General features: G+C 44.4%; 21 protein-coding genes and 1 pseudogene. 3 read left to right on the forward strand and 19 right to left on the reverse strand.

The window, feature by feature from the left end; all coding sequences use genetic code 11:
- The 7 genes from LI091_RS15745 to LI091_RS15775 form a co-directional block, all read right to left on the reverse strand.
- A partial coding sequence (locus tag LI091_RS15745) for an ABC transporter permease subunit (RefSeq protein ID WP_173740086.1) occupies positions 1-1028 on the reverse strand: 1028 nt, incomplete at its 3' end.
- A gap of 4 nt (positions 1029-1032) precedes the next feature.
- The gene (gene mmsA, locus LI091_RS15750; protein ID WP_022426669.1) at positions 1033-2571 is read right to left on the reverse strand and encodes a multiple monosaccharide ABC transporter ATP-binding protein; all 1539 of its coding nucleotides are present in this window, start codon (positions 2569-2571) and stop codon (positions 1033-1035) included.
- 85 nt (positions 2572-2656) lie between these two features.
- On the reverse strand, positions 2657-3685 hold the full coding sequence (gene chvE / locus LI091_RS15755; RefSeq protein ID WP_243119302.1) for a multiple monosaccharide ABC transporter substrate-binding protein: 1029 nt from the start codon (positions 3683-3685) through the stop codon (positions 2657-2659).
- Positions 3686-3993: 308 nt separating this feature from the next.
- Positions 3994-5073, reverse strand: coding sequence for a sugar ABC transporter substrate-binding protein (locus LI091_RS15760; protein ID WP_412209745.1), 1080 nt, complete (start codon positions 5071-5073; stop codon positions 3994-3996).
- A 5-nt stretch (positions 5074-5078) separates the two neighbouring features.
- Positions 5079-6677, reverse strand: a complete 1599-nt coding sequence (locus LI091_RS15765) for a response regulator transcription factor (protein WP_092070230.1) — start codon at positions 6675-6677, stop codon at positions 5079-5081.
- Positions 6655-8163 (reverse strand): sensor histidine kinase, encoded by a 1509-nt coding sequence (locus LI091_RS15770; RefSeq protein ID WP_022426665.1) that lies wholly within the window; start codon positions 8161-8163, stop codon positions 6655-6657. Before LI091_RS15770 ends, LI091_RS15765 begins: the two co-directional genes overlap by 23 nt.
- Positions 8141-9169 (reverse strand): sugar ABC transporter substrate-binding protein, encoded by a 1029-nt coding sequence (locus tag LI091_RS15775; protein ID WP_092070236.1) that lies wholly within the window; start codon positions 9167-9169, stop codon positions 8141-8143. The genes LI091_RS15770 and LI091_RS15775 overlap by 23 nt, the downstream gene beginning before the upstream one ends.
- A 142-nt stretch (positions 9170-9311) precedes the next feature.
- On the opposite strand from LI091_RS15775, the gene LI091_RS15780 reads away from it, so the two are divergent.
- The gene (locus LI091_RS15780) at positions 9312-9896 is read left to right on the forward strand and encodes a TetR/AcrR family transcriptional regulator (RefSeq protein ID WP_015526040.1); all 585 of its coding nucleotides are present in this window, start codon (positions 9312-9314) and stop codon (positions 9894-9896) included.
- Between the two features lie 157 nt (positions 9897-10053).
- Entirely contained in the window at positions 10054-12018 is a 1965-nt protein-coding gene (locus LI091_RS15785) for an oleate hydratase (protein ID WP_118608110.1), read from the forward strand.
- 146 nt (positions 12019-12164) lie between these two features.
- On the opposite strand, the gene larE is transcribed toward LI091_RS15785, so the two are convergent.
- The 12 genes and pseudogenes from larE to LI091_RS15845 all read right to left on the reverse strand — a co-directional run bounded on the left by larE (position 12165) and on the right by LI091_RS15845 (position 25438).
- Positions 12165-12992 (reverse strand): ATP-dependent sacrificial sulfur transferase LarE, encoded by an 828-nt coding sequence (gene larE, locus LI091_RS15790; protein WP_114002212.1) that lies wholly within the window; start codon positions 12990-12992, stop codon positions 12165-12167.
- 257 nt (positions 12993-13249) lie between these two features.
- The gene (locus LI091_RS15795; RefSeq protein ID WP_022426660.1) at positions 13250-14050 is read right to left on the reverse strand and encodes an MBL fold metallo-hydrolase; all 801 of its coding nucleotides are present in this window, start codon (positions 14048-14050) and stop codon (positions 13250-13252) included.
- Between the two features lie 394 nt (positions 14051-14444).
- Complete coding sequence (locus LI091_RS15800) at positions 14445-14807, reverse strand: inorganic diphosphatase (protein ID WP_243874191.1); 363 nt, start codon at positions 14805-14807, stop codon at positions 14445-14447.
- Between the two features lie 91 nt (positions 14808-14898).
- Entirely contained in the window at positions 14899-16503 is a 1605-nt protein-coding gene (locus LI091_RS15805; RefSeq protein ID WP_331463639.1) for an FGGY-family carbohydrate kinase, read from the reverse strand.
- Between the two features lie 108 nt (positions 16504-16611).
- Positions 16612-16944: pseudogene (locus LI091_RS15810) on the reverse strand (L-arabinose isomerase family protein); the annotation flags it as partial.
- Complete coding sequence (locus tag LI091_RS18780) at positions 16919-17068, reverse strand: substrate-binding domain-containing protein (RefSeq protein ID WP_265191339.1); 150 nt, start codon at positions 17066-17068, stop codon at positions 16919-16921. The pseudogene LI091_RS15810 and the gene LI091_RS18780, both read right to left, overlap by 26 nt.
- Positions 17069-17220: 152 nt before the next feature.
- Positions 17221-18546: an alpha-glucosidase/alpha-galactosidase gene (locus tag LI091_RS15820; protein ID WP_265191340.1), complete on the reverse strand. Its 1326-nt coding sequence runs from the start codon at positions 18544-18546 to the stop codon at positions 17221-17223.
- A 311-nt stretch (positions 18547-18857) separates the two neighbouring features.
- Positions 18858-19778 carry an AraC family transcriptional regulator gene (locus LI091_RS15825; RefSeq protein WP_110925843.1) on the reverse strand — a complete coding sequence of 307 codons (921 nt, stop codon included), beginning with the start codon at positions 19776-19778 and terminating at the stop codon, positions 18858-18860.
- 149 nt (positions 19779-19927) lie between these two features.
- A complete protein-coding gene (locus tag LI091_RS15830) occupies positions 19928-22147 on the reverse strand; it encodes an alpha-galactosidase (protein WP_265191341.1) in 2220 nt (739 codons plus the stop codon).
- Positions 22148-22327: 180 nt separating this feature from the next.
- Complete coding sequence (locus LI091_RS15835; RefSeq protein ID WP_021650444.1) at positions 22328-23167, reverse strand: carbohydrate ABC transporter permease; 840 nt, start codon at positions 23165-23167, stop codon at positions 22328-22330.
- Between the two features lie 15 nt (positions 23168-23182).
- Entirely contained in the window at positions 23183-24085 is a 903-nt protein-coding gene (locus LI091_RS15840) for a carbohydrate ABC transporter permease (RefSeq protein WP_021650445.1), read from the reverse strand.
- A gap of 99 nt (positions 24086-24184) precedes the next feature.
- Positions 24185-25438, reverse strand: coding sequence for an ABC transporter substrate-binding protein (locus tag LI091_RS15845; protein ID WP_021650446.1), 1254 nt, complete (start codon positions 25436-25438; stop codon positions 24185-24187).
- Between the two features lie 818 nt (positions 25439-26256).
- Between LI091_RS15845 and LI091_RS15850 the strand changes: the two genes are divergently transcribed.
- On the forward strand, positions 26257-26657 hold a 401-nt coding region (locus tag LI091_RS15850; protein ID WP_265191342.1), incomplete at its 3' end, for a MerR family transcriptional regulator.

The following is a 26657-nucleotide window of genomic DNA, read 5'->3' on the forward strand; positions in this document are numbered from 1 at the left end:
ATGATAACACCAGGAACTGTACCGGTACCACCATAAGCAGAAGCACCACCAATAAAACAAGCACCGATCGCATCCATCTCAAAGTTTGTACCAGCCTGCGGGTTGGAAGAATTCAATCTGGCCATTGTCACCATACCTGCGATAGCAGCCAGAAGACCCATGTTCAAGTAAGCAAGGAAATAAACTTTGTTCGTATCAATACCGGAAAGCTTTGTTGCCTTCTCATTACCACCAACTGCGTAGAAATAACGGCCTGTTGTAGTCTTGGAAGCAATGTATGTATAGATCGCGATGATCACTGCAACCCAGAGAAGAGAATTCGGGATACCTTTGTACTGAGCAAGTCTGAACATGAATGCAAGAACAACTACACAGATCAGAACCATCTTCACTGCAACACCACCGAAAGACTCAACACTGTAGCCTTTTTTTGCACGGTCTGCACGGTTTTTCATAACAAGTGCAACATAGACGATGCAGACAATAATGCCAACTACGAAACATGTTCTGTTAAATCCTTCACCTCCACCAAGGAAGTCCGGAATATAGTTATTGAACAGAGCCAGATAAGCATCCGGCATCGGGGCCAGGGTCTGTCCTTCCAGAACTACGTTGGAAAGGCCACGAAAAGCAAGCATACCTGCCAGAGTAACAATAAATGGAGGAATTCGTACATAAGCGATCCAGAATCCCTGCCATGCACCAATGGCAATACCCACAAGAAGCATCACGATCATAGTGAGATACGGGTTCATACTGTTGAGAACCATCATCTTACCACCGACAGCAGCAACAAAGCATACAACAGAACCAACTGACAGATCGATGTTACCACCTGTTAAAATACAGAACAGCATACCGGTTGCAAGAATAAATACATATGCATTCTGGGCTACCAGGTTATTTACATTCTGCGGAAGAAGCATAACGCCCTTTGTGTTCACAGAAAACATGATCACAACAAATACCAGAACAATGACCATGGTATATTTTTTTAATATTTCTGAAAAACTAATCTTTTTCTCCATCTTCTTACTCTCCTTTACCTGACTTCACGATCCTGGACATGATCAGCTCAGATGTAGCTTCCTCACCACTTACCTCTCCTACGAATCTGCCCTCGTTCATGATATAGATTCTGTCTGACATTCCAAGCACTTCCGGAAGCTCAGAAGAGATCATGATCACAGATTTTCCTGCTGCGACCAGGTCATTGATGATACAGTAGATTTCATATTTGGCTCCTACGTCAATACCTCTTGTAGGTTCATCCAAGATCAGAATATCCGGCTCTGCAAACATCCATTTTGCAAGAAGGACCTTCTGCTGATTACCACCGCTCAGGTTTCCGACATTCTGCTCAACTGTCGGACACTTGGTTTTCAGTTTCTTCCTGTATTCCTCAGCAACTGCGTATTCTTTATCCGTATCGATCACTTTTCCATTACTGATACCAGACATGTTTGCAAGCGTAGTGTTCATCTTTATGGACTTGGAAAGGATCAGCCCGTTTCCTTTTCGATCCTCTGTAACATAAGCAAGCTTGTTGTCGATGGCCTCCTGAACTGTATTCAGCTTCACTTCTTTTCCATTCATGAACACCTGGCCGGAAATCTTAGTTCCATAGCTCTTGCCAAAAATACTCATGGCCAATTCTGTACGTCCTGCTCCCATCAGTCCTGAAATACCGACAACCTCTCCTTTATGTACTTTAAAGGATACGTTATTTACCACCTTACGTTCTGTATACAGAGGATGGTAAACATTCCAGTTCTTAACTTCCATGGAAACATCGCCGATCTTTACATTTGGACGTTTCGGGAACCGGTCTGTCATCTCACGTCCAACCATTCCCTGAATGATCCTCTGCTCAGAAAAATCGTCTTTCTTTTTATCCAGTGTTTCAATGGTAGATCCATCTCGGATAACTGTGATCTTATCTGCCACATAGGAAATCTCATTTAATTTATGGGAAATGATGATAGAGGTCATTCCCTGCTTCTTGAATTTCAGAAGAAGATCCAGAAGAGCTTTGGAGTCATCTTCATTCAGTGATGCGGTAGGTTCATCCAGAATGAGCAGCTTTGCATTCTTTGCAAGTGCCTTTGCAATCTCAACCAGCTGCTGTTTACCTACACCAATATCCTTGATCAAAGTTCTGGAGGATTCCTCCAGTCCCACTATTTTCAAATATTTATCTGCTTCCCCATAAGTTTCATTCCAGTTGATGGAAAAGCTCCTGCCTCTTTCATTGCCCAGGTACATGTTTTCACCGATGGTCATATACGGGATCAGTGCCAGTTCCTGGTGGATGATCACAATTCCTTTATGTTCACTGTCTTTGATGGTGTTAAATTTACAGATCTCACCATCGTAAATAATATTTCCTTCATACGAGCCGTACGGATATATACCACTTAATACATTCATCAATGTAGATTTACCGGCACCGTTCTCACCTACCAGTGCGTGGATCTCGCCTTCCTCAACCTGGAGATTAACGTTGTCCAGTGCCTTTACACCTGGGAAAGTTTTGGTGATATTTTTCATTTCCAGAAGTATCTTAGCCAACTTAATTTCCCTCCCTTTCCACTGTTCATGCAGGCGGTTATATTCCCCGCCTGCATGTGATAAATTTCTTTCTTAAAAATTATGATTATTTGATCTGATCCTCTGTGTAGTATCCGGAATCGATCAGGATTTCTTTGTAGTTATCTGTTGTAACAACAACCGGATCGCAAAGGTATGTCGGGATGACACCTGTTCCGTTATCATAGGATTTTGTATCGTTCACTTCCGGCTCCTCACCTTTCATGATGGAGTCAACCATTTTTACTACTGCAGATGCAAGAGCTCTTGTATCTTTAAATACGGACATTGCCTGTTTTCCTGCTACAAGGTTCTTAACGTTCGGTGTATCACAGTCCTGACCGGTGATGATCGGATATTCTCCTGTGTAGGAAGCTGCCAGTGCATTCTCAACACCAAGGGCTGTGGAATCGTTGGAGCAGAGAACTGCGTCAAGGTTTGTTCCGTCAGAGTAGTTACCTGCGATGATGGTATCCATTCTGTCCTGTGCTTTTGCACTATCCCAGTTTGCGGTAGCAACCTGCTCGAACTCTGTCTGTCCGGATTTTACTACCAGCTTACCGTCATCGATGTATTTCTGGAGAACATCCATTGCACCACCGAAGAAGAAGTTACAGTTGTTATCACCAGGATCTCCTGTGAACAGCTCGATGTTAAACGGTCCATCCTGATTATCAAGATCCAGTGCGTCTACCAGGTACTCGCCCTGTTTCTGACCTACTTTGTAGTTATCAAATGTTGCATAATAGGAAACTGCATCAGAATTCATAAGAAGACGGTCATAGGAGATAACCGGAATTCCTTTTTCTTTGGCCTGTTTCAGTGGCTCGCCAAGGCTGCTTCCGTCGATGGATGCCACAACCAGAAGGTCACATCCGTTTGCTACCTGGTTCTCAAGCTGGGAAACCTGTGTGCTTACATCATTGGATGCATACTGAAGGTCTACCTCATATCCTGCTGCCTCCAGCTCTTTCTTCATGTTCTCGCCATCCTGGTTCCATCTCTGGAGATCCTTGGTCGGCATGGTAACACCGATCAGTTTCTTGTCTGCTGCCTGTGCTGTTGCTGTCGGAACTACCACCATACCAGCTACCATTGTTGCGCAAAGAAGTGCAGATACCATTTTTCTTTTCATTGTAAAATCCTCCGTTTCATTATTTGTTTTTGGAATCACGTTTCCTTTGATGATGTTACTATAGCACAGGACTGTCTGGACATAGTTGGCAAGGACAGAGACATTTTTTTGCAAAAGAAAAATGCCCTGCATCAGGCAAGACATTTTTGCACCAAAAATCTGCTATTGATTTTTGTCATAATTGTGTATTATTGCGCATATGGATACACTGCCACATTACTTGCAGAATTTCACTGCCACATATATGCCGGTATGCAATCTGTTCTGCATTACTCTGTATCGTAATCTATATTGAGATATACTTCATCTCGTCTGTGGAAACCGCCGTCAATGATCACCTCATCAATATTATCCCTTGTAACGGCAACCGGTTCCAGCACCTTCGCCGGGATATCGTAGCTTCCATCGTTCATGGTATCTGTCACATCTGACGAAATCTTTCCCTCTTCTGCCATCTTCACCGCATATTCAGCTGCCTGGCGTGCCAGATCTTCGATAGATTTAAATGCTGTCATGTACTGGGTTCCTTCCACAATACGCTGACATGCAGCCAGATCACCATCCTGGCCTACCACGATCACCTGTCCGGCAAGCTGGTTTTCCGCAAGAATCTGTATCACCTGGCTGGCAATATCATCATTTCCGCACATGATTCCCTTTACATCAGGATACTCTTCCAGTGCTTCCTCCACATAATCTGCTGCCAGCTCCGCGACCCAGCCCTCACAGTTGGCTTCGTAAACCACCTTCAGATCACTGTTTTTCAGAGTGTCTTCAAATCCCTCTTTTACCATGTCCACATTGTTATCTGAAGCAGATCCCTGGATCATAAAAATCTTTCCGCCATCAGGGATCGCTTCCATCATGGACTGTGCCATAACCTCTCCGACTTTCCGGTTATCAAAGGAAATATACATGTCTGTATCCGCATCATTTACCATGCGGTCATAGGAGATCACCCTGATTCCTGCATTGTGGGCACGCTCCACAGCCTCAGATAATGCTTTGCAGTCTCTGGCAATGATCACGATCACGTCCATATGCTTCTTGATAAAATAGTCAATCTGGCTGATCTGCTCTTTTGTATCTGCTCCCGCATCCTGAACATTCACTTCCGCTCCCAGCTCCCTTGCTGTTGCCACGAATACATCCCTGTCACGAATCCACCTCTCAATAACAAAGGAATCCACTGTAAGACCGATCTGAATTTTCTTTTCACCACTGTCTTCCTCTGTATCGTTTTCCTGTGCAGCTGTCTGCTTTGTTTTTTCGGAAGCGCAGCCATTCAGCATCAATGTCAACAGACACAGCAAGATCAACAGCTTCCTAATCATTTTCCCCCCGCTCATATTGTCTACCTCAACTTCTCTCTAAATTCACTTGGTGTCACGCCTTCGTATTTCTTGAATATCCTGCTGAAATAATTGGGGTCGCTGTATCCGGATTCCGCACAGATCTCCTTGATGGAAAGCCCTGAATCCTTGAGAAGTTCTCTTGCATTCCGAAGCCGCACTTCTGTAAGATACTCGATAAAATTTCCTCCGGTCTCCTGCTTAAAAAGCTTGCTGAAATAATAAGGGCTGATATCCACCTCCCGTGACACCTCATCCAGTGAAATATCTTTTTTGTAATTGTCCCGAATATAGGACTTTGCTTTTTCGATAATAGAAACCGCTTCTTTTTCCCTTGCACTTTCCATGTTACTGCAGATTTCTGATGTTTTGCCCAGGAACCATTTTTTCATTCCTTCTATATCTGTATATTCCTGGATCTCATGAATATAATTTCTGCGGCAGCTGATCGCATATTTCACGGTACCTGCAAAAAAGGCCTTTTTTTCCACTCCCATCACAAGCTCCAGGATCTTGATGCGCATGTCCTCCAGATCTACTCCCGGCTGCTTCTCCATCCACCTGATAAATTCCTCGGCACAGCTTAAAGCTCCTGCCACATCCTTATCCATCACCCGCTTTTCATAGCGACGTTCCAGATCTCTTGGATATTCGCCGTCATATTTCTGTGCAGCTGGAACATCCTCAATATGTATCACATGGCTGGTGCTTTCCCGAAGTGCGATCATGGCCTCCTTGAAGGATTCTTTCATGGTGCTTCCCATCTCCTTCACCCGGCCGATACCACAGCGAAATTTACTGTCGATCCTGCTTTCCAGCTTATGTACCATGTTTCTGGTTCTTGTTACAACCTCCACACGTTCCTCATAGGACTCCCTAGAATTACGGTACGGAACAAGCAGTACAATACGGTTTCCCATAATGGGTCCTACCAGACATTCAAAAAATCCCTGAGCGATTTCCCGGAATGTGGAATAAAATTTGTTTGCCTTCACACTGGCCCCCACCGCATTGGTAAGAACACCATTTTCCGTAGAATCCCCGAATTCAGCCACGATCATATATCCATATTCTTCCCGGATATCCAGAAGCTCCCTGTAATTATCCTGATATGTCTGAAAATCATCCTGCAGAAGAATATTATTGATATATCCGCTCTCGATCATGGGTACAACTGTCTCCAGCTTTTCACGGATACGGAGATCATCGCTTCGCTTCTGTCTTGTGGAATCTACCTTTTCCATAGCTTTGGAGCATATTTCCAGAATCACCTTTTTGTTTACCGGCTTGGTAAGAAATTCCATAACTCCAAGATTTACCGCTTCCCTGGCATAATTAAATTTATCATAGGCTGTAATGATCACAAAGACCACAGATCTGTTAAATTTCTGAATTTCCCGGATTGCCTGGATCCCACTTAAGCCCGGCATCTGAATGTCCATAAAGCAGATATCCGGCGGATATTTCTCCGCCTCCTCCACAACCACACGGCCTGTCTTGGCTGTATGGATCTCACATTCATTTCCATAGTTGGAACTTATAATATTTTTCAGGGATTCCAGCATGATCCCCTCATCATCAGCAATCAGGATTCTGTACATTTTTTTCGCTCCTCTCCAGAGGAATATTGATCACTACCTCTGTTCCCATTCCTTCACCTTCACTGTATATTTCCATTAATCCGTCCCGCTCATAATACAGTTCCAGACGGCTGATCACATTATTCATTCCAATTCCCGTGGAATCACCCTCGCCTGAACTGCTGTGGACTTTTTTTGACAGTACTCTTTGTATCTGTTCTCCGGTCATGCCCAGTCCGTTATCCCGAACACTGATCTCAATATGGTCGTTCCATTTCTCCACACTGAGATCAATATGTCCTTCCCAATCTATATTCCGGATTCCATGATTGACTGCGTTTTCCACAACCGGCTGCAGGATCATACTGGGAACACGTACATTTTCCACATCACATTCCACTTTTTTTGAAAAATGGATGTCCCCGGCAAACCGTACATTCAGAATATAAATGTAATTGTCCACAGCCTCCAGTTCTTCCTCCAGTGTGGCATCTTCCTCACCCTTCTTTACATTGTAGCGAAAAAAATCTGCCATCTTTTCCACAAAGATACTGGTTTTTTCTGCATCCTCCATCATTGCAAGCTGTACTCCTGCATTCAGGGAATTAAAAAGGAAATGCGGATTGATCTGAGACTGGAGATACTTAAGCTGTGCCTCCTTGAGATGTGTTTCCATCAAAAGCTCCCTCTCTATCATCTGCTGTTCTTTTTCCATGCTGGCCTTTGTCCTGGCAATGTAAAGACCAAGATTATCCACCATGGTATTAAAGGCTCTTGTTACCGTTCCAAGCTCATCCCTGGAATCTGCTGGGGGCATCTTTACATTAAAATTCCCCTGACCTACCAGCTGTGCAGTTTCTGCCATATTAGTCAGCGGCAGGAACATCTCCCTTGTTGCCATGATCAGAAGGAACATCCCACAGATCACCACCAGAAGCATGATCATCATATTACTGATCTCCAGATATCTCATAACCGCCCGGAGAGCTGCATAAGTCTGGGAATTTTCTTTAAAAAGCTGCTTGTTCAGCTCATCCATAGAACTCTGGATATAACTATAAAGCTCCAGACTTTCATCATATTCCTGCTTATATTTCTCCACATTCCTGCCTCTCTTGGCAGCTACAGTTCCTGCGGTACAGGAAAGATATGATTCTGACATCTTACGTATCTTCTTCTCCAGAAGTTTTACGGAATCATCAATATTCCGTTCATTTAACTTCTCCAGCTCCTGCCTGTATTTCGCCTCATTCTGATAATAATCCATCAGTGCCTGAGAGTTTTTTACCTTCAGATACTGGTACATACTGTCCTGCACATCGTCAAAAACCTGCCCAAGCTCTGTGATCTGGGCATTGCTGGCATACACATCATCCATCTCCTGCATGGAGTTGTTGATCCGCGCATAAAACAGCATGTTGATGCTGAACAGTAAAACTGCCAGCACGCCAACCTCGATCATGATCTTGCTTACAAGAGAAAAGTCACTCCAACGGATCTTTTTCATCTGTGACTGCCTCCCTCCTCATCTTCTTCACTGCTGTTCTGTCAAGAAAATTAATGTCTACGTTGTAGAAAGAATTGGTTCTTCCATCTTCTATATAGCTGGTAACTGCCTCCACACTGTACTGTCCCAGCTGGGTCGTGTCCACATCACAGGTAACTGAAATAACACCTTTTTCAACTGCCGCCAGAATATCCTCAGATGTATAATAACCAATGATCTTCACTTTTCCTGCAAGGTTGAAATCCAGAATTGCCTGTCTTGCACACTCCGTTGTCTCCTCATCCATACACACAAGGATATCCGGAACATTCCGCTTCTGCTGAAAAATATCAGTAACTGCCTCCTCTGTTTCAAAGGTTCCTGTTGACAGAAGATTCCTTCCCTTGATCTCAATATCCTCAGAACCAGCTGCCATCTTCACCGCATTGCTGATCTGAGTGTATATCTGACTTTCGTTCATATCATCAATGTCCCGTTTCTGCAGAATCAGGATCTTCTTCGTGTTCTCATCCACGTATTTGGCAACAATTTCCCCGTAAGCCATGCCAAGCTGATAATCGCTGACTCCCACAAAGCTCTGGCGGCGGCTGTGCACCGCATCACTCATGACTGTAACCACCGGTATTCCGTTTCTTACTGCAGTATTGATTGCTTCTTCCAGACCGGCTTCTCCATTATACTGCAGGATAATACCATCCGCCTTGGCCGCAATGCTCATATTCATATAATCAAGTTTATCATAGGATGTTTCTCTGTCCGGCCCCATGATCTCAAGCAGTACATTATTCTGAGCTGCTTTTTTCTTCGCACTGTCATATACTGCCTGCCAGAACTGGGAATCGGGGCTGTCCACGATCATGTCGTACTGGTATTTATATATTTTCTCTTCCTGTTCATCCAACCCTGCTTTTTCACTGATTCCTCTATAATAGGATTCTCCTGTCATATAAGTAAGTACTATCACGGCAGCAAAAACCAGCAGGATGCAAGCTGATTTCTTTTTCATAATACACTCCATTCTGTTTCACAAAACATTCCGGGTTTCAGTTTATCATAATTTCACAGAAAAGTCACTGTTTGGCATGGATTTTCTGTGCACTTTCATGTTATATTAGTAACCACAACATTACCAAAGGAGGCCGCAAAACATGACAAATGCAACCAAGCTTGCCCTGGAAGAATCCCTGAAGCATCTACTTCTTAAGAAACCTTTAGATAAGATCACCATCAATGACCTGACTACGGACTGCGGGATCAGCCGCATGACTTTTTACTATCATTTCAAGGATATCTATGATCTTGTGGAGTGGTGCTGTCTGGAAGATGCCAGAATTGCCCTTCAGGGCAAAAAAACCTCTTCCACATGGCATGAAGGGCTTCTGCAGATCTTTGATGCCGTGATGGAAAACAAGCCGTTTATCTTAAATGTATACCGCTGCGTGGGGCGGGAACAGATCGAAAATTATCTGTTCCAGCTTACCTGCGATCTTCTTATGGGCGTGGTAACAGAAAAATCAAAAGATATCCCCATCACGGATGAACAGAAAATTTTTATCGCAGATCTGTATAAATACAGCTTTGTAGGGATCATGCTGGACTGGATCAAAAACGGCATGCGCGAAGATTATCGCGAAATCGCAGATGATACCGCAACCGCACTGTATGGAAGCATCGACAACGCCATCCGCAATTTTGCCGCCAGAAATAAAACAGCAGAAATGCATACAGAATAAAAACTTATCAAAACAGATATAATGATAAAAAACTGAACACTTTCGGTATTTTGTAAATAGAATCTTTTTTCCGGATGGGCTATCATAGCCTCAACAGCAACAAAGAACAGTTAATCCGATACAAACAGGTATCTCATTTACGAAAGGTGGATGTCATATGTCAGATAAAAAAGGATTCATGGGACTTGCAGCACTTGCGGCAGCCGGAGCCGGCGCAGCCATGCTGATGAAAAAAACAAGAGAGATCAACGAAGAGGAAAACCTCCATGTGAAAGAAACTACTGCAAACTACCGCAACACCGAGCGTGGAAAGCATGACAAAAACAGCAAAGGGATTTATTATTCCAACGGTAACTACGAAGCCTTTGCCCGTCCGGAAAAACCGGAAGGTGTGGACGACAAGCATGCCTACATTGTAGGAAGCGGTCTTGCTTCCCTGGCTGCTGCATGCTTCCTGGTAAGAGACGCACAGATGCCAGGTGATCATATCCACATCCTGGAAGCCATGGATATTGCCGGCGGTGCCTGCGATGGAATCTTTGATCCGTCCAGAGGCTATATCATGCGTGGCGGTCGTGAGATGGAAAACCATTTCGAGTGCCTGTGGGATCTTTTCCGCAGTATTCCTTCTCTTGAAAAACCGGGTGCTTCTGTTCTGGACGAATTCTACTGGCTGAACAAGCACGACCCGAACTATTCTCTCTGCCGTGCAACCGTCAACCGTGGACAGGATGCACATACCGACGGAAAATTTAACCTGAGCCAGAAGGGCTGCATGGAGATCATGAAGCTGTTTATGACAAAGGATGAGGATCTTTACGATAAAACCATCGAAGATGTATTTGATGATGAAGTGTTTGATTCCACCTTCTGGCTGTACTGGAGGACCATGTTCGCATTTGAAAACTGGCACAGTGCTCTGGAGATGAAGCTTTACTTCCAGCGTTTTATCCACCACATTGCAGGTCTTCCGGATTTCAGCGCCCTGAAATTCACCAAGTACAACCAGTACGAATCCCTGATCCTTCCCATGAAAAAATATCTGGAGGATGCAGGTGTTGACTTCCAGTTTAATACTGAGGTCACAAACGTGATCTTTAATTTTAAAGATGGCAAAAAGATCGCCACTGCTATCGAATGCAAGGTAAAAGATGTGGAGCAGGGCATCCTTCTTACAGAAAATGATTATGTTTTCGTCACTAACGGAAGCTGTACAGAGGGCACGATCTACGGCGACCAGAACCATGCACCAAACGGTGATGCAGAGGTCCGTACCAGTGGTGTATGGTCTCTGTGGAAAAATATCGCAGCTCAGGATCCTTCCTTCGGACATCCGGAAAAGTTCTGCTCAGACATTTCCAGAACAAACTGGGAATCCGCTACTGTCACCACTTTGGATGACCGTATCATCCCTTATATCACCAACATCTGCCAGCGTGACCCACGTACCGGCAAGGTTGTTACCGGTGGTATCGTAAGCTGCCAGGATTCCAAATGGCTCTTAAGCTGGACCATCAACCGTCAGGGACAGTTCAGGGAACAGGATCCGAAGAAGGTCTGTGTATGGGTTTACGGATTGTTCACAGATGTTCCCGGTGATTATATCAAGAAGCCGATGAAGGATTGTACCGGTAAGGAAATTACCGCCGAGTGGCTGTACCACCTGGGTGTTCCGGTAGATCAGATCGACGATATGGCAGAAAACAGCGCTGTCTGCGTTCCGACCATGATGCCGTACATCACCGCCTTCTTCATGCCGCGTACCAAAGGTGACCGCCCGGATGTTATCCCGGATGGCTGTGTAAACTTTGCATTCCTGGGCCAGTTCGCGGAAACTCCTCGTGATACCGTATTCACAACAGAATATTCCGTACGTACTGCAATGGAGGCTGTATACGGACTTTTCGGTGTAGACCGTGGGGTTCCGGAAGTATGGGGAAGCGTTTACGATATCCGTGAGCTTCTGGACAGCAGTGTGAAGCTGATGGACGGAAAATCCCCGCTGGAGATCCAGCTGCCAGGGCCGCTGAATGCACTGAAGAAACCACTTCTTAATGTTGTGAAGGGTACTGTGGTTGAGAAGGTACTGCGGGATCATGATGTGCTAAAGGATTATATGTAAGATATACAGCCTGCCAGACAGATATTCTCAATCCGAAAATTGAGATTTGAACACAGTAACGGAGCCTCCGGTTCTATTCGTGCAGCAATCCCCCGGAAATACTTCTCGCGCGGTATTTCCGGGGGATTTTTTTGATTTTCATATTTTTATTTTCCCAATGTTTCATTCATACTTCCGGAACGGAATCCCTGAAGATCCAGAGTCACGTAAGAAAATCCCAATGTGCGGAATTTCTCTGTGATCTTTGTTCTTGTTTCATTATCTGCAATTTTCAGGATCTCTTCTTCCGGAACCTCGATCCTTGCCATGGTACCGTGGATGCGAACACGGAACTGATGGAATCCCAGATCCATCAGAAACTGCTCGGCCTGATCTACCATGTGAAGCTTCTCCTCGGTAATGGTCTCACCGTATACAAATCTGGAAGCAAGACAGGCAAAGGATGGCTTGTTCCAGGTTGGAAGATTCATGTCTTTTGACAGCTCCCGGATTTCTTCTTTATAGAGGCCTGCTTCCTGGAGCGGACTGCGGACCCCAAGCTCCTGGATAGCCCTTTTTCCCGGACGGTAGTCGCCCAGATCATCCATGTTGGAACCTTCCACGATCATGTTCATATGGCGCGCCTTTGCAGCTTCCCAAAGTCTGGTAAAGATAGCTTTTTTGCAGATATAGCAGCGATCCGGCGGATTCTGACGGAACCCCGGGATATCGAATTCGTTGATCTTGCATATCTCCTGGCAAATGTGATTTTCCTGGCAGAAATCTTGCGTTTCTTTCAGTTCTCTGTCGGTGAAGGAGCATGGACATGCGGTAATGGCCATAGCTTTGTCACCAAGTGTTTCCTGTGCAGCTTTCAGTAAAAATGTGGAGTCCACTCCACCGGAAAAAGCTACGGCTACACTTCCCAGGGAACGGAGGATTTCCTGGAGTTTTCTGTATTTTTTTTCAAGTGTGATGTTATCTGTTGCTGGCATATGTTCTGTCACCTCGTAATTTGTAAAATCTTATTTTTGCCGGATACGAATCTGTAATTTTCAGATCTGTTCTTATTGACATGCTCTTGCAATGCTATGTGTGTATTCTTTATTGTAAACGATACCTTTTTGCCATACAAGTATTTTTCTACCTGACAGAGGTACTATGAAATTTATTAGTATCCTCTCTGTTTCCAAACATAATAAGACCGGAAATACAGCATATGCCATACTTCCAGTCTTTCTTTTTACAGTTATTACATTTCGATCACATCAAGATCATCCGGAACAAACAGATTTCCGTGATAATACTCTCTGCCTTCTGCTCCGTAAAGCTCTTTACGTTTCTTAATATTCTTATCCTCTGTGTGATACAGGACAAGATTCTTAACTCCAAGGTTCTCAGCCAGCTCACTGGCATCCTTAACTGTGGAGTGATGCTTCTCATATGGATTGAAGATATCACGCTGTCCATACAGACAGAATGCTTCGTGGAACATCCAGTCGCTGCCTTTTGCGTATTTCTCTTCACATTCATTGTATGGCTCGTCTCCGCAGCAGGTAAGCACCTTACCGCCGTCGTAGATCATTTGGAAACCGAACTGTTTCGCCTTGGTGGAACCAATATCAAAGAAGGTCACTTTCTTATTAAGAATTGTTTTTTCCTCGCCGTCTTTTACCTCGATCAGATGAAGTCTGTCACCGATGTACTGTGTCTCCTTCTTATTCAGAAGCTTAAATGCCATGTCTTTCAGAAGTCCGATCACTTCATCATGAGCATAGATGTTTGCCTCGCCCTGATAAGTGCCTTTTTTCATGTTCTGGCAAATGATGCGGATCACCCACACGATCCCCATGATATGGTCTACGTGCTTATGTGTAACAAAGATCTCATGAACATCCATCAGATCAACGCCAGCCTTCTTCAGCTGGGAAAGCACCGTATTTCCGCCGCCTCCGTCAACCAGAAAATGGCCGTACTCATCGCTGAGCACAAAACATGTATTGTAGCACTCTGTTACCAGTGCGTTACCTGTTCCAAGCATAGTTAATTTCATTCTGTTCTCCTCCTGTATAGCCCTGGTCATCAAACATTCAGCCACCCACCATTCTGATCTCTGACACTCTGACCGGCTGTCTCTGGTCATATTACAGACACATATACAACCGTTTAATTTTTTGTTTTCTTATTTTTTCTGTGTTTTTCGTATCCAATGATAACATTATGAAGAAATATTTTCAATAAGATCCATTCATTTTCATAGCAGAAAAATCAATCCACAAATCTTCATAGATTCCTGTTTTCACAGAATCCAGTCCGGTGCTCCCTTGCATCCTCTGTCATCCAGTTTATCTGCATCGCAGATAACAGAAATATATAATATATGGATCCTGTACAAAAACAGGAGCAGTCACATGGCGTACCATGTCTGCTCCTGTTTTATATTTTTGTTATTCCAGCATCTCTATCTCTGTCTCAAAATACTGTTCCTGAAACCGGACCTGTTCTTTGATCTCCTGAGCTGTCATGGTCATATCTTCCGGAACTGCCACCCATTTGTCTTCCACATCATTAAGGCGGTGGATGATAGCTATCACTTTTCCTGTAAATTCTTTTACCGGGTGATCGATTCCCAGAACGTAAACGTCCTGTTCCTCACCGTCCGGAGCGATGATTCCTTCGATGTAGCCGTAATTTACCGGATAAAAAAGCTCTTTGTGTTCCGGATGATAACTGTTCATTGGACGGTCGATCATGATATGTACAAGCTGGCCCGGAGTCGGTTTCTTTTTTTCATAAATCATCTGCTTCATTTATATTCCTCTTTAAGCACATACAATAAATTAACAGATTTTTCTATTATGCCAGTAAATCGAAGATTTTTATTTCAATCCGTTCTTCGTTTTACCATATCTCAGACTCTACAGCCGCACGCTCAATGCCAAGACCCTTCATATATCGATCCATAAATGCATTGAATCCTTTCACGCCTTCTGCTTCCGGCGCCAGTGTGCTGCCTTCGTTTCCTTTGAAGACATCTTCATCCAGGAAATCCGCAAGGTCTTCGCCTTCTCTCCTGTTAATCAGATAGGAAGCCAGAAGTGCGATTCCCCAGGCTCCGCCTTCTCCTGCTGTGGACATTACAGATACCGGTGCATCTACCGCATCTGCAAGGATCTGCTGGCCGACCCCCTTTGTCTTAAAGAGGCCGCCGTGGCCCAGAAGCTTATCGATCTTTACATGCTCCTGATTCAGAAGGATATCCAGACCTACACGCATGGCGCCGAGGCAGGTGTAAAGATTATTTCGCATAAAGTTTGCCAGTGTAAATTTGCTCTCAGGAGAACGTACAAACAGTGGACGTCCCTCTTCAAAGCCGGTCATATGCTCGCCGGAGAAATAGCAGTAGGAAAGAAGTCCGCCACAGTCCGGGTCGCCTTCCATGGCTTTGTTATAAAGAGTTCCGAACAGTTTGTTCATATCTACTTTCATGCCCATAGCTTCTGCAAATTCCTTAAACACATTTACCCATGCGTTCAGATCCGAAGTACAGTTGTTGGAATGTGCCATGGCAACCGGATCTCCTGCCGGAGTGGTAACCATGTCGATTTCTTTATACGGTTTGGAAAGTGCCTTCTCCAGGACGATCATGGCAAATACAGATGTTCCCGCAGAAACATTTCCGGTACGCCGACGGACACTGTTTGTGGCAACCATACCGGTTCCTGCGTCTCCCTCAGGCGGACACATCGGGATTCCAGCTTTCAGCTTTCCACTTACATCCAGAAGCTTTGCGCCTTCCTCTGTAAGAACTCCTGCATCCTGACCTGCCACCAGAGCTTTCGGCATAATATCGCGAAGCTTCCATGGGAAACCATAAGGCGCAACCAGTTCATCGAACTTCTGAACCATCTCCTCGTTATAGTCCTTCGTTTCACTGTCGATTGGGAACATACCTGCCGCATCACCGATACCAAGAACTCTTTTTCCGGTGAGTTTCCAGTGCACATAGGCTTCCAGAGTGCTGATATAATCGATATCTTTTACATGCTCCTCACCGTTAAGGATCGCCTGATACAGGTGTGCGATGCTCCATCTCTGAGGGATATTGTAATGGAAAAGCTCTGCCAGCTTCTCAGAGGCTTCTCCTGTGATGTTGTTTCTCCAGGTACGGAACGGGACCATCAGCTCTCCCTCTTTATTAAACGGCATATAGCCATGCATCATGGCACTGACACCAAACGCACCTACGCTTGTAAGCTCCACTCCATATTTTTTCTGAACATCTTCTGCCATATCCTGGTAACTGCCCTGGAGACCTTTCCAGATCTCCTCCAGGCTGTATGTCCAGATACCATCCACATACTGGTTCTCCCATTCATAGGCTCCGGATGCGATGGGCTGGTTCTTATCGTCCACCAGAACTGCCTTGATCCTTGTGGAACCAAACTCAATACCAAGAGCCGTGCGATTCTCAAGAATTGCTGTTTTTGCCTCATTTACTCCCATTGTAAAAAACCTCCCATATTATTTGCTGAAATACATGCTGTTCCATCTCAGCTCATTCTGCAGATTCTGGATCGTTGTATCGCCATCAATATAAACCGCTTCAATACCCATAGCTGCTGTTTTCCAGTCACCCTCGCCACCGAAGCCATAGCCTTTTTCCATCAGTCGCTGGATCGCAAGTCCCGGAAGCTGTTTCAGGGAGCCCAGATCACCAAAGTGTGTTACGACAGCCTGATAATTTTTCTCCTCGAGGAAGCGCTCAAAACCGATCTCGATCCCTGCCTGGACTGCTACATGCTTCTTAAATTCCTCAGGGGCACGTCCATCCAGAATCATATCGTATTTATTATAATATTCTTCTACCAGAACATCAATATCTCCCTGACTTACATCCTGAACATATTCTGCGATCTCATTAACCGGATAAGCATTGATCTCCCAGTTTTTCCTGGGGATGGGTGATAGTGGTAATGCCCTGTCCCTGTCTTGCATATAGTGAATTATCATAGCCGGTTACCGCAACATCTTCCGGGATCTTTTTGCCCTGACGTTCCAGTTCTTCCATGACCTAGACAGCGATCTGTTGTTTTTATTATTTATCAAAAGTTCCATATAAAGAAAGGCCGGAACACCCTCCCCATTCTGGTGTTCCGGCCTTTCTATGCCGCCTTGCATATTTATTTCAAAGTTTTTGCTGCCTTCCGATCATTTCCTGCCTTAGCGGTACATCTTCATATAATCCCCATGTGCCTCGATCAGCTCATCACACATTGCCTGGATGTCTTTGATATTCAGCTCTGCACCTGTGTGCGGGTCCATCATGGCTGCCTGATAGATTTTCTGGCGGTCTTTGGTCACTGCTGCCTCAATAGCAAGGAGCTGCGGGCTGACATTGGATGAATTCATAGCTGCCAGCTGTGTAGGAAGCTTGCCCACTTTTACCGGATGTACACCGGTTCCGTCGATATAGCATGGAACCTCTACGCAAGCATCCGACGGAAGGTTATCGATGTAACCGTTGTTAAGAACATTTCCACCGATCTTGTACGGTGTGTTTGTAACAACAGCCTCCATGATATAAGAAGCATACTCTTTACTTCTCTCATGGCCGATCTTGCCATCCTTGAGGATATCCTCGTGCTCTTTTTCCCAGCCCTCGATCTGTTTGATACATCTTCTCGGATATTCGTCAAGCGGAATATTGAACTCCTCGATCATCTCCGGATATTTGGATTTAATGAAGAACGGATTATACTCTGCATTGTGCTCACTGGACTCTGTGCAGTAGTAGCCAAGATGACGGATGTACTCATAACGTACCATATCCTCATGTTTCTCACCGGATGTATTCTTCTCCTCTGCAATTCTGCGGATCTCCGGGTACAGGTCGTTTCCATCTTTGTCATGGATCTCAAGAAGCCATGCCATGTGGTTGATACCTGCGATCAGCTCGGTACGTCCCTCAATCTTGTCTTCCATTCCCATTCCCTCAAGAAGCTTCTGGGAGCAGACCTGAACGCTGTGACAGAGGCCTACAGTACGGATCTTTGTAAAACGCTGCATATAACCGGTGAGCATTGCCATAGGGTTGGAGTAGTTCAGGAACAGAGTGTTCGGGCAGACTTCTTCCATATCCCGGGCAAACTCTTCCAGGACCGGAATGGTACGAAGTGCACGCATGATTCCGCCGATTCCCAGGGTATCTGCGATGGTCTGTTTGATGCCGTATTTCTTCGGGATCTCAAAGTCTGTTACTGTACATGGCTCATATCCGCCTACCTGAATGGCGTTGACTACGAAATCTGCATCTCGAAGTGCATCTTTACGGTTCTCGGCACCGAGATAAGTTTTGATCACTGCGCGGTCCTCGTTTACGTTGTGGTTGATGGCACTTAAGATAATTCTGGAATCCTCCAGTCTCTTCTCGTCAATATCATAAAGTGCGATCTCGCTCTCGCGAAGTGCCGGTGTGCACATACAATCGCCAAGTACATTTCTTGCGAAAACCGTGCTTCCAGCTCCCATGAATGTAATTTTGATCATATTCGTTCCTCCTGTTTCCTTTGTTGGATCTCTTATCCGGAATTCTTATATTTTTCTTTGAAATTCCTGATTTTCTGCTATTTCTGCGGTGCAGTCCCGCTTCGTTTTCTTTGTGATCTTATCATACTACCGGAAACTTGTTTAAAATATGTACTTTGATGTTAATAATTGTTGTTTTGTTGCATGAGATACCTGGAAGTAATTTTCTATAACATTTCTTATGACATAAAAAACGCTCTGCCCGATACCAGAATTTTATATATTCCGGCCAGACAGAGAGTTCTTTTTTCTTCGTGAAATATATCACAGGATCAGGGCTCAGATTCTGTATAATCCCCTTTCTTCCCTTTCACCACAAGGCTTCTTTTTTCTTCTTTATATTCTCTTGGACTCCTTCCTGTTCTTGCTTTAAAAACTTTAGAAAAAGCTAAAGGGTCTCCATATCCCACTCTTGCAGCCACCTCGTTGACCTGGATATCTCCTTTTTTCAGAAGTGATTTGGCTTTCTCAATGCGGAGATTCATCAGGTATTCCTGCGGGGAACATCCGAGGCTTTTCTTAAAGGTGCTGGTAAGATAGCTGCGGTTGACTCCGATGCGGTCTGCCAGCTCATTGATCTTAAGCCGCTTGTCAAAGTTGGCTGCAATGTAATCTACTGCATGCTCCACATAAACGGAATTGGGATATCTGTGGGACGGAAGAAGCTTGCCTTCTCTCAGACATGCATCCCGGTTATCTACGATCAGATCAGACAAAAGGAGCATCAGAAGTCCGTTCCGTTTCAGCTCATTTTCAAAAACAAGCTTGTTGGTCTGGACCATTGCATCAATATACTTCGCGGCATTTTCCATGCAGTGGATCCTTCGGACCGGATTTTCCCGGCTGAAACCACTTACATGGATCACTTCCTCTGCAGTCATTCCCTCAAATCCTACCCAGCGGTACGTCCAGGGATTGTCCATATCTGCCTCATACCAGGCCTCCACACTGGATGGGATCAGAAATGCCTCCCCGCCGGTCAGATGATACTGCTGTCCATCCATCTCAAAAACCCCGGTTCCGGATTCCACGATATGAAGCACATGGGAAATCCTTTTATTTGGTCCAAAGCGATGTCCCGGATCGCAGTTTTCCCACCCACAATAGGTAAGGCAGAGATCCACCGCACCTTTCTTTAAATTCTCCAGACATTTATATCTGTCTGAGTTTGTAAAACCAACTGTATGAAGCAACTTGTCACCTCCCTGATGTCATATATTATGTTTCCGCCTGTGAGCTGCTTCGCTACCCAATAACAGGCCGCCATATCCGGCGGCCTGTTATATTTCTGGTCAGGCGGATGTCTTTCTGCAGACAGTTTTTATTCTATCATTTACAGAAATCAACCCTCTGCTTCAATTGTATACAATACAGAATGGAAATCACCGTTTGTCTTATTGCAGTAGTCACGATCAACCGGGATTCCTGCATACATCAGCTCATTTCCGTAAGCTTTCAGGCACTTATCTTCCCATTTTACTTTGTAAAGCTGGTCCTCGTCAAGACCCTTGAAGCGCAGACGCATCCAGGAAGCATTGACCTTGTTCAGTCTTTCATAGTATCCAGCAACTGCCTGTTTTTTGTCTCTGGAAACAACCATCCATGCAGTATCATTTCCTTCGAACGGGCTTAAGATACGGTAGAAATCACCCTCCACCTGGATCAGGTCACGATGTTCCTTCATGAATTCCACCTGTGCCTTTACCTCTTCGATCTCTTTGGCACTTAAAAGGTTCAGATCCAGCTCATAGCCAAAGGTTCCGAAATATGCCACATTTGCTCTTGTAGAAAGCGGTGTGGTACGGTGCAACTGATGATTCGGTACTGCTGATACATGAGATCCCATGCTGACGATCGGATAAACAAAGGATGTACCGTACTGAATCTTTTCTCTCTCTGCTGCATCGGTATCATCACTGGTCCATGTCTGCGGTGCAAAATACATCATTCCAGGATCAAATCTTGCTCCGCCGCTTGCGCAGGATTCAAAGAGGATGTCAGGGAATCTCTCTGTCAGTCTTGTATACAGTTCATAAACACCAAGGATATATTTATGCATGGTCTTGCCCTGATCTGCTGCAGATGCGCCGCGGCTGAAAGGCTCGGACATGTAACGGTTCATATCCCATTTAATGTAGGAAATGGAAGATTCCTCGATAACTTTTGAGATGGAATCATAAATGAAATCCACAACCTCAGGTCTGGAAAAATCAAGAACATGCTGATGTCTTGAGTGGGACTCAAAACGCTCCGGTGCTCCGATGAGCCAGTCCGGATGTGCTCTGTAGCAGTCGCTGTTCTTGTTTACCATCTCAAGCTCTACCCAGAGACCGAATTTCAGGCCCATCTCCTCAATCTTGCGGGAAAGTCCGGAAATTCCGTTTGGAAGCTTATTCTTATTTACAAACCAGTCGCCAAGGCCCTGGTAATCATCGTTTCTGGTTCCGAACCATCCGTCATCCAGAACGAAAAGCTCTACCCCAACCTCTTTGGCTTTTTTTGCAATATTGAGGATTTTTTCCTCATTAAAGTCAAAATAGGTTGCCTCCCAGTTATTGAGGAGGATCGGTCGTGCATGATTTCTCCATTTTCCGCGCATCAGGCGGTCACGGTACAGTCTGTGGTAAGCCTGGCTCATTCCGTTTAAGCCCTTATCGCTATATACCATAACAACCTCCGGAGTCTGGAATTCCTCATCTCTGGAAAGCTCCCAGGAAAATCCCTGTGGATTGATTCCCATCATAACTCGTGTCATCTCGTAGGTGGAAACCTCGACCTGAGCAAGGAAGTTGCCGCTGTACACAAAGCTGAAGCCGAAAACCTCGCCTGTGTCTTCTGTTGTATGAGGACGTTTCAGTGCGATAAACGGATTCTGCTCAGAGCTGGAGCCGGTTCCTGCAAGACTCTGTACAGCCTGTGTACCCATCTCAAGCTTGCGTGTTTTTACATAACGCTCACGTGCCCACGCACCGGAAAGATGGATCATCTCATAATCCATATCCGGGAACTCCACTGCTGCACTCATCACATTTTCGAGGCGGATTTTCTGATTCCCTTTCTGAACAAGGCGTGCACTTCTGGTGACCACCGGGTAATCCTCATATACGGAATATGTAAGAACAAGGTCTGTGTCCATCACAGAATCATGAAGTGTAATGTCCAGAGATGTTGCCTCTTCCTCGTTCTCTGTGTAGGTTGCCGGAAGACCGGCAAGCTTCTTCTTGCCGCCGTAAATCTCATGAGAAACATATTTGAAATCTACGATCTCGCTTCCGTTCTCCTGACGAACAGTAAGGGCAGGATTTCTGAAATCACCGGTTCCGTAAACAGGATACTCCTGTTTGGTATACTGCATGGAAAGAAGTCCCGGTTCCGGAACGCATACAGCCATCAGGGAACGCATGATCTCCTCGTGAAGATAACTGAAATCCTCTTTATCGCGGATAGCTTTTCCATAGTACAGATTCTCCATCTGGCCATTTTCCATGATACAGGTGATGTAGCTTAAATGTTTGTTATAAATGTGGAATGTCTTTGATCCCTCGTGAAATTTGATCGGCATAATTTTCTCCTTTTTTTGTTTACTGCGGATAAAAATATCCGCCTCTTTCCTTAAGAATCATCAAATAACTGTGCATTTTGGCATTTGCTTCGATAAAAATACCGCTGACAACCTCAATAACCAAATCCTCAGTTATATACATTGTCAGCGGTCTTGTATTACCTTATGTAATATTTCTGATTACAGTTTTCCACCGCTGGTAGCAATACCTTCGATAAACTGTTTCTGGAAGATCATGTAGATCACGATCATCGGAATGCAGGCGATCAGAGATGCAGCCATCAGTTCCGGGAATTTGGATACGTACTGGCCCTGCATCTTTGCAAGTGCGGAAGAAAGTACCAGCATATCCTTATCTGTATTAACGATCATCGGCCACATCAGATCTTTGAATGCGAATACAGCTGTGAAAATTCCAAGTGCGACCATACTGGATCTTGTAAGTGGTGCCATGATGTAAAGGAAGGTCTGACCGATGTTACATCCGTCAAGTCTGGCAGCCTCCTCCAGATCCTTCGGCAGTCCCATATATCCCTGTCTCAGAAGGAAAGTACCGAATGCAGTAACAATACCTGGGAATACAAGGGCAAAGATCGTATTCAGCATACCCATCTTGCTGACCATCAGGTACTGCGGGATGATGAAGATCTGTACCGGAACCATCATCTGGAACAGTACAAGACTGAAGCAGAGATCACGGCCCTTGAAGTTCAGTCGTCCAAATGCATAGCCTGCCATAGTTGCTGTAAGAACCGCACACACTACTCGGAAGAAGATCAGAAGCAGTGTATTCTTGTACAGAAGCAGGAAGTTCATGTTATTGATAACAGAAATAAATGCGTCTTTTCTCCATATTTTCGGGAAAATGGTGAAAGGATCTACAGATGTTGCTTCCGTTACAGTTTTAAAAGCTGTCAGGATCATCCAGATAAATGGCACAAGCATCGTTATGGACACAATGATCAGTATGACATGTATTAAAATAGTGGTTAATTTCTTTTTTGTTTCCATACTATCCATGGTTAATCCCCCTTTTTAGTTGTAGAATACCCATTTCTTCTGACCGATCATCTGGAATACTGTCAGGATCATGGTGATAATAAGAAGTACTACTACGATCGTAGCGCCGTATCCCATGTTCTTATTGATAAATGCATATTTATAGAACAGGTAAACCAGTGACTGAGTCTTGGTAAGTGCCGGGTTTGACTTGTCAATAACCATATAGATCAGGTCGAATACCTGAAGGGATCCGATCACACGGGTAACAAGTACGAAGAAAATGGTTGGTGAAAGAAGCGGGACCGTGATGTTAAAGAATGCATTCACGCCTGTTGCACCGTCAATGGATGCTGCTTCATAATAATCTCTCGGGATTTCCTGAAGTCCTGACAGGAAAAGAACCATATTGTAACCGATGATAGACCATACACCGATGATCGCAACTGCAAATACTGCAATTTTCGGATTAGAAACCCAGTTTACATGAACATGGAAAACGTTATTGATAAGACCATAATCAGAGTTGAACAGCCATCTCCATACCATGGCTACCGCTGCCGGAGCTGCTACCATCGGAAGGAAGATGATGGTTCTGTAAATAGAACGGCCCTTCATCTTTCTGTTAAGAAGTACTGCAAGAACAAGTGCGATGACAATGGAAAAAGGGACCTCCACGATCGCATATTTGAATGTGTTGATCAGTGCCTGCCAGATCTCTTTATCTGCAAAAACCTTCTGGTAGTTCTGTAAACCGATAAAGATATTTCCTTTACCAAAATCTCCTGTCTTGAAAAAGCTCTGGTAAATAGTCTGGAAGATCGGAATGATGTTCAATACGATCAGTCCGATTGTTGTTGGGAGAATAAACAGCCAGCCCCAGAGGAACTCACTGCGCTCTCTCTTTGTCCGTGCCTGTGACTTGGTAGTTTTAGCCATAAGAATCACTCCTTCTATTCCTTCTATGTATGAGGCCGCTGCACCTGAGTGCGGCGGCCCCTCTCATTACTGCACTTAATTATCGGTGTTTCTTAATGCTTACTCCTCAGCCAGCTTCTCGTTCATCTGATCAGCCATCTGCTTGCAAGCCTCTTCCATTGTGATGTCGCCTGTGTATACGCCCTTAAGGATCTCGTTGTCCTCGTTCTCCCATGTTACAGTAGATTTGGAGTATGGACGGATCTCCATGTCATCCATCATGTTCAGATAAGCCTGAAGGTTGAAGTCTGCGGATTTAGCCCATGCATCAGATGTATCTTTGTATGCACTCATTGTAACACCAAGCTCAGCCTGTTTCTCCTGAGCCTCTTTGGATCCGAGGTACTCGATCAGCTGCCAAGCTTCGTCTGTGTGCTCACCGGAAGCAGATGCTGCCCATCCAAGTCCGTTATATGAGGAAGCTCTTCTGCCTGTCTCAGCGTTTTTAGGAAGCTCTACACAATCACAGTTAGCTGCTGTGTACTCGTTCTCTTTAAATGCTGCAAGCATCCAGGAGCCCTGGCATGTCATAGCGATCTTGCCAGCCTCGAAAAGTACGTCCTCGTTGTTCTCGGACATTGTCTCAAGAGACGGGATCACGCCATCCTTGATCCATCCTTCCAGTGTCTGCATAGCTGCGATCGTCTTCTCATCATCCCAGCCGGATTTTGTCTTGTCATCGCTGATGATGTATCCGCCGTTATCATAGATCAGGTTGTAGTATCCGGCCTGGTTGTTATCATTTCTCATTCCGAGACCGTACTGGGAACCATCATCCTTAGTAAGCTTCTTAGCTGCCTCTGTAACATCATCCCATGTCCAGTCAGCTGTCGGATAATCAAGTCCTGCCTCGTCAAATAATGTCTTGTTGTACCAGAGAGCGATTGTATCTATATCCTTCGGTACTGCATAATATTTATCATCGTATGTATACAGTCCCCAGATATCCTCCGGATAGTTCTCCGGATCGATCAGATCGCTGTCTTTGATCTTATCGGTCAGATCAAGAAGCATATCGTTGGACATGTATCTCTGACTCTCGTTGGAGTGCATCCAGAATACGTCCGGAAGGGAACCACCCTGTGCACCGGCCTCGAGCATTGTCCAGTACTCATCCCATTTAACAACGGAGATCTCTGTCTTGATTCCTGTCTTCTCTGTGAAGTCTGCGAGAATTTCTTTGATTCCCGGCTCCTGGTTGGTGTCCCAGATGGATACGGAAAGTGTAACATCGTCGCCCTTGGCATATACCGGAACTGCTGTCATTACCATGGCACCTGCTAACAATAATGCTGCTACTCTTTTGAAATTCATAACTTCTTCCTCCTTTTAAATCTTTCTTATTTTCCCTCTTTCTTTGGTCAGTTTTTATATTTTTTCACGTCCCTGACCGTTGATATTATTATAATTGCACATGGAAAAATGATAAATGGATTATTGTCATTTCAATATGGAAAAATGTTACTTTTTATTCATTTTATCCATTTTTTGTTCACACTTTGTTAATTATCCGTCATTTTTCCAGTTTCTTTTACGTTTTTTTTATATACCCTCACAATTTTTACTATTTTTGAGTATGTTTTGGCGCTCATTTATCCCCTTGTAGCAAAACCAACATTTTTACATATGTATTTTTGTATGTTTTTACTAACTCAAAACATGTATAAATGTCATTTGCCGAATAATCTGTTTTTCCGTTCCTAACACAATTCCATGCACGCTATCATTTCCACATGTGCACGCAAAATTCCATATTTTTTTATACAGTCCTATAAACCGTTCTGTATCCTGCGTTTTTCCTGCCGAAAAATTTCCCGGCTGTACTGTTTTTCTCACCGTCAGATGTGTATTGACGATCCGTATTCGCTGCGAAGCATATTGCTGTTCATTCTGTGACCGGCAATACGCTTCGTGATGCACAAGATACTTATCTGCGTTCCCTCTCTTTACACACAGTCAAAAACTGTGCTAAGATTAGCTGGATCGGACTTTACACCTATAGTCTGTTTTTCATTTCTATATTTCTATATAAGGAGGTTATTAACAGTTAAATATAAATTATAAAATCATATAAGTACATGTTTGGTTTTATAAGATATTAGAGTGGAATATTATTGAAAGGAGTTGATGCTTTGAGTAAATATTATTCTATACATGAATCTTCAAAAATTATAGGCGTATCCGCCCAGACATTACGAAATTGGGATGCCAATGGAAAACTTCATCCGCATCATACTACAGTAAGCGGCTATAGATATTATTCTGACGAGCAACTCAACCAGGTAATAAATGTAAAGCCTAAAAATCGCATTACAATTGGATATTGTCGCGTTTCCAGCCATAAACAGAAAGATGATCTGGAACGACAGATTGATAATACTGAAAAATCCCAACAGCAGGAACTTGTTGAAGATCTGGTTCAGATAATCACAGTATTCAGTTGCAAATTACAAGGAAAACCAGCGAATAAAGCTAAGGAACTTATCCGGGAACTGATACAGGAGGAAGTAGATGGTAAAAGCCATAAAAGTAA

The sequence above is a fragment of the Blautia sp. MSK20_18 genome (assembly GCF_020553125.1).
Classification (GTDB): Bacteria; Bacillota; Clostridia; order Lachnospirales; family Lachnospiraceae; genus Blautia_A; species Blautia_A fusiformis.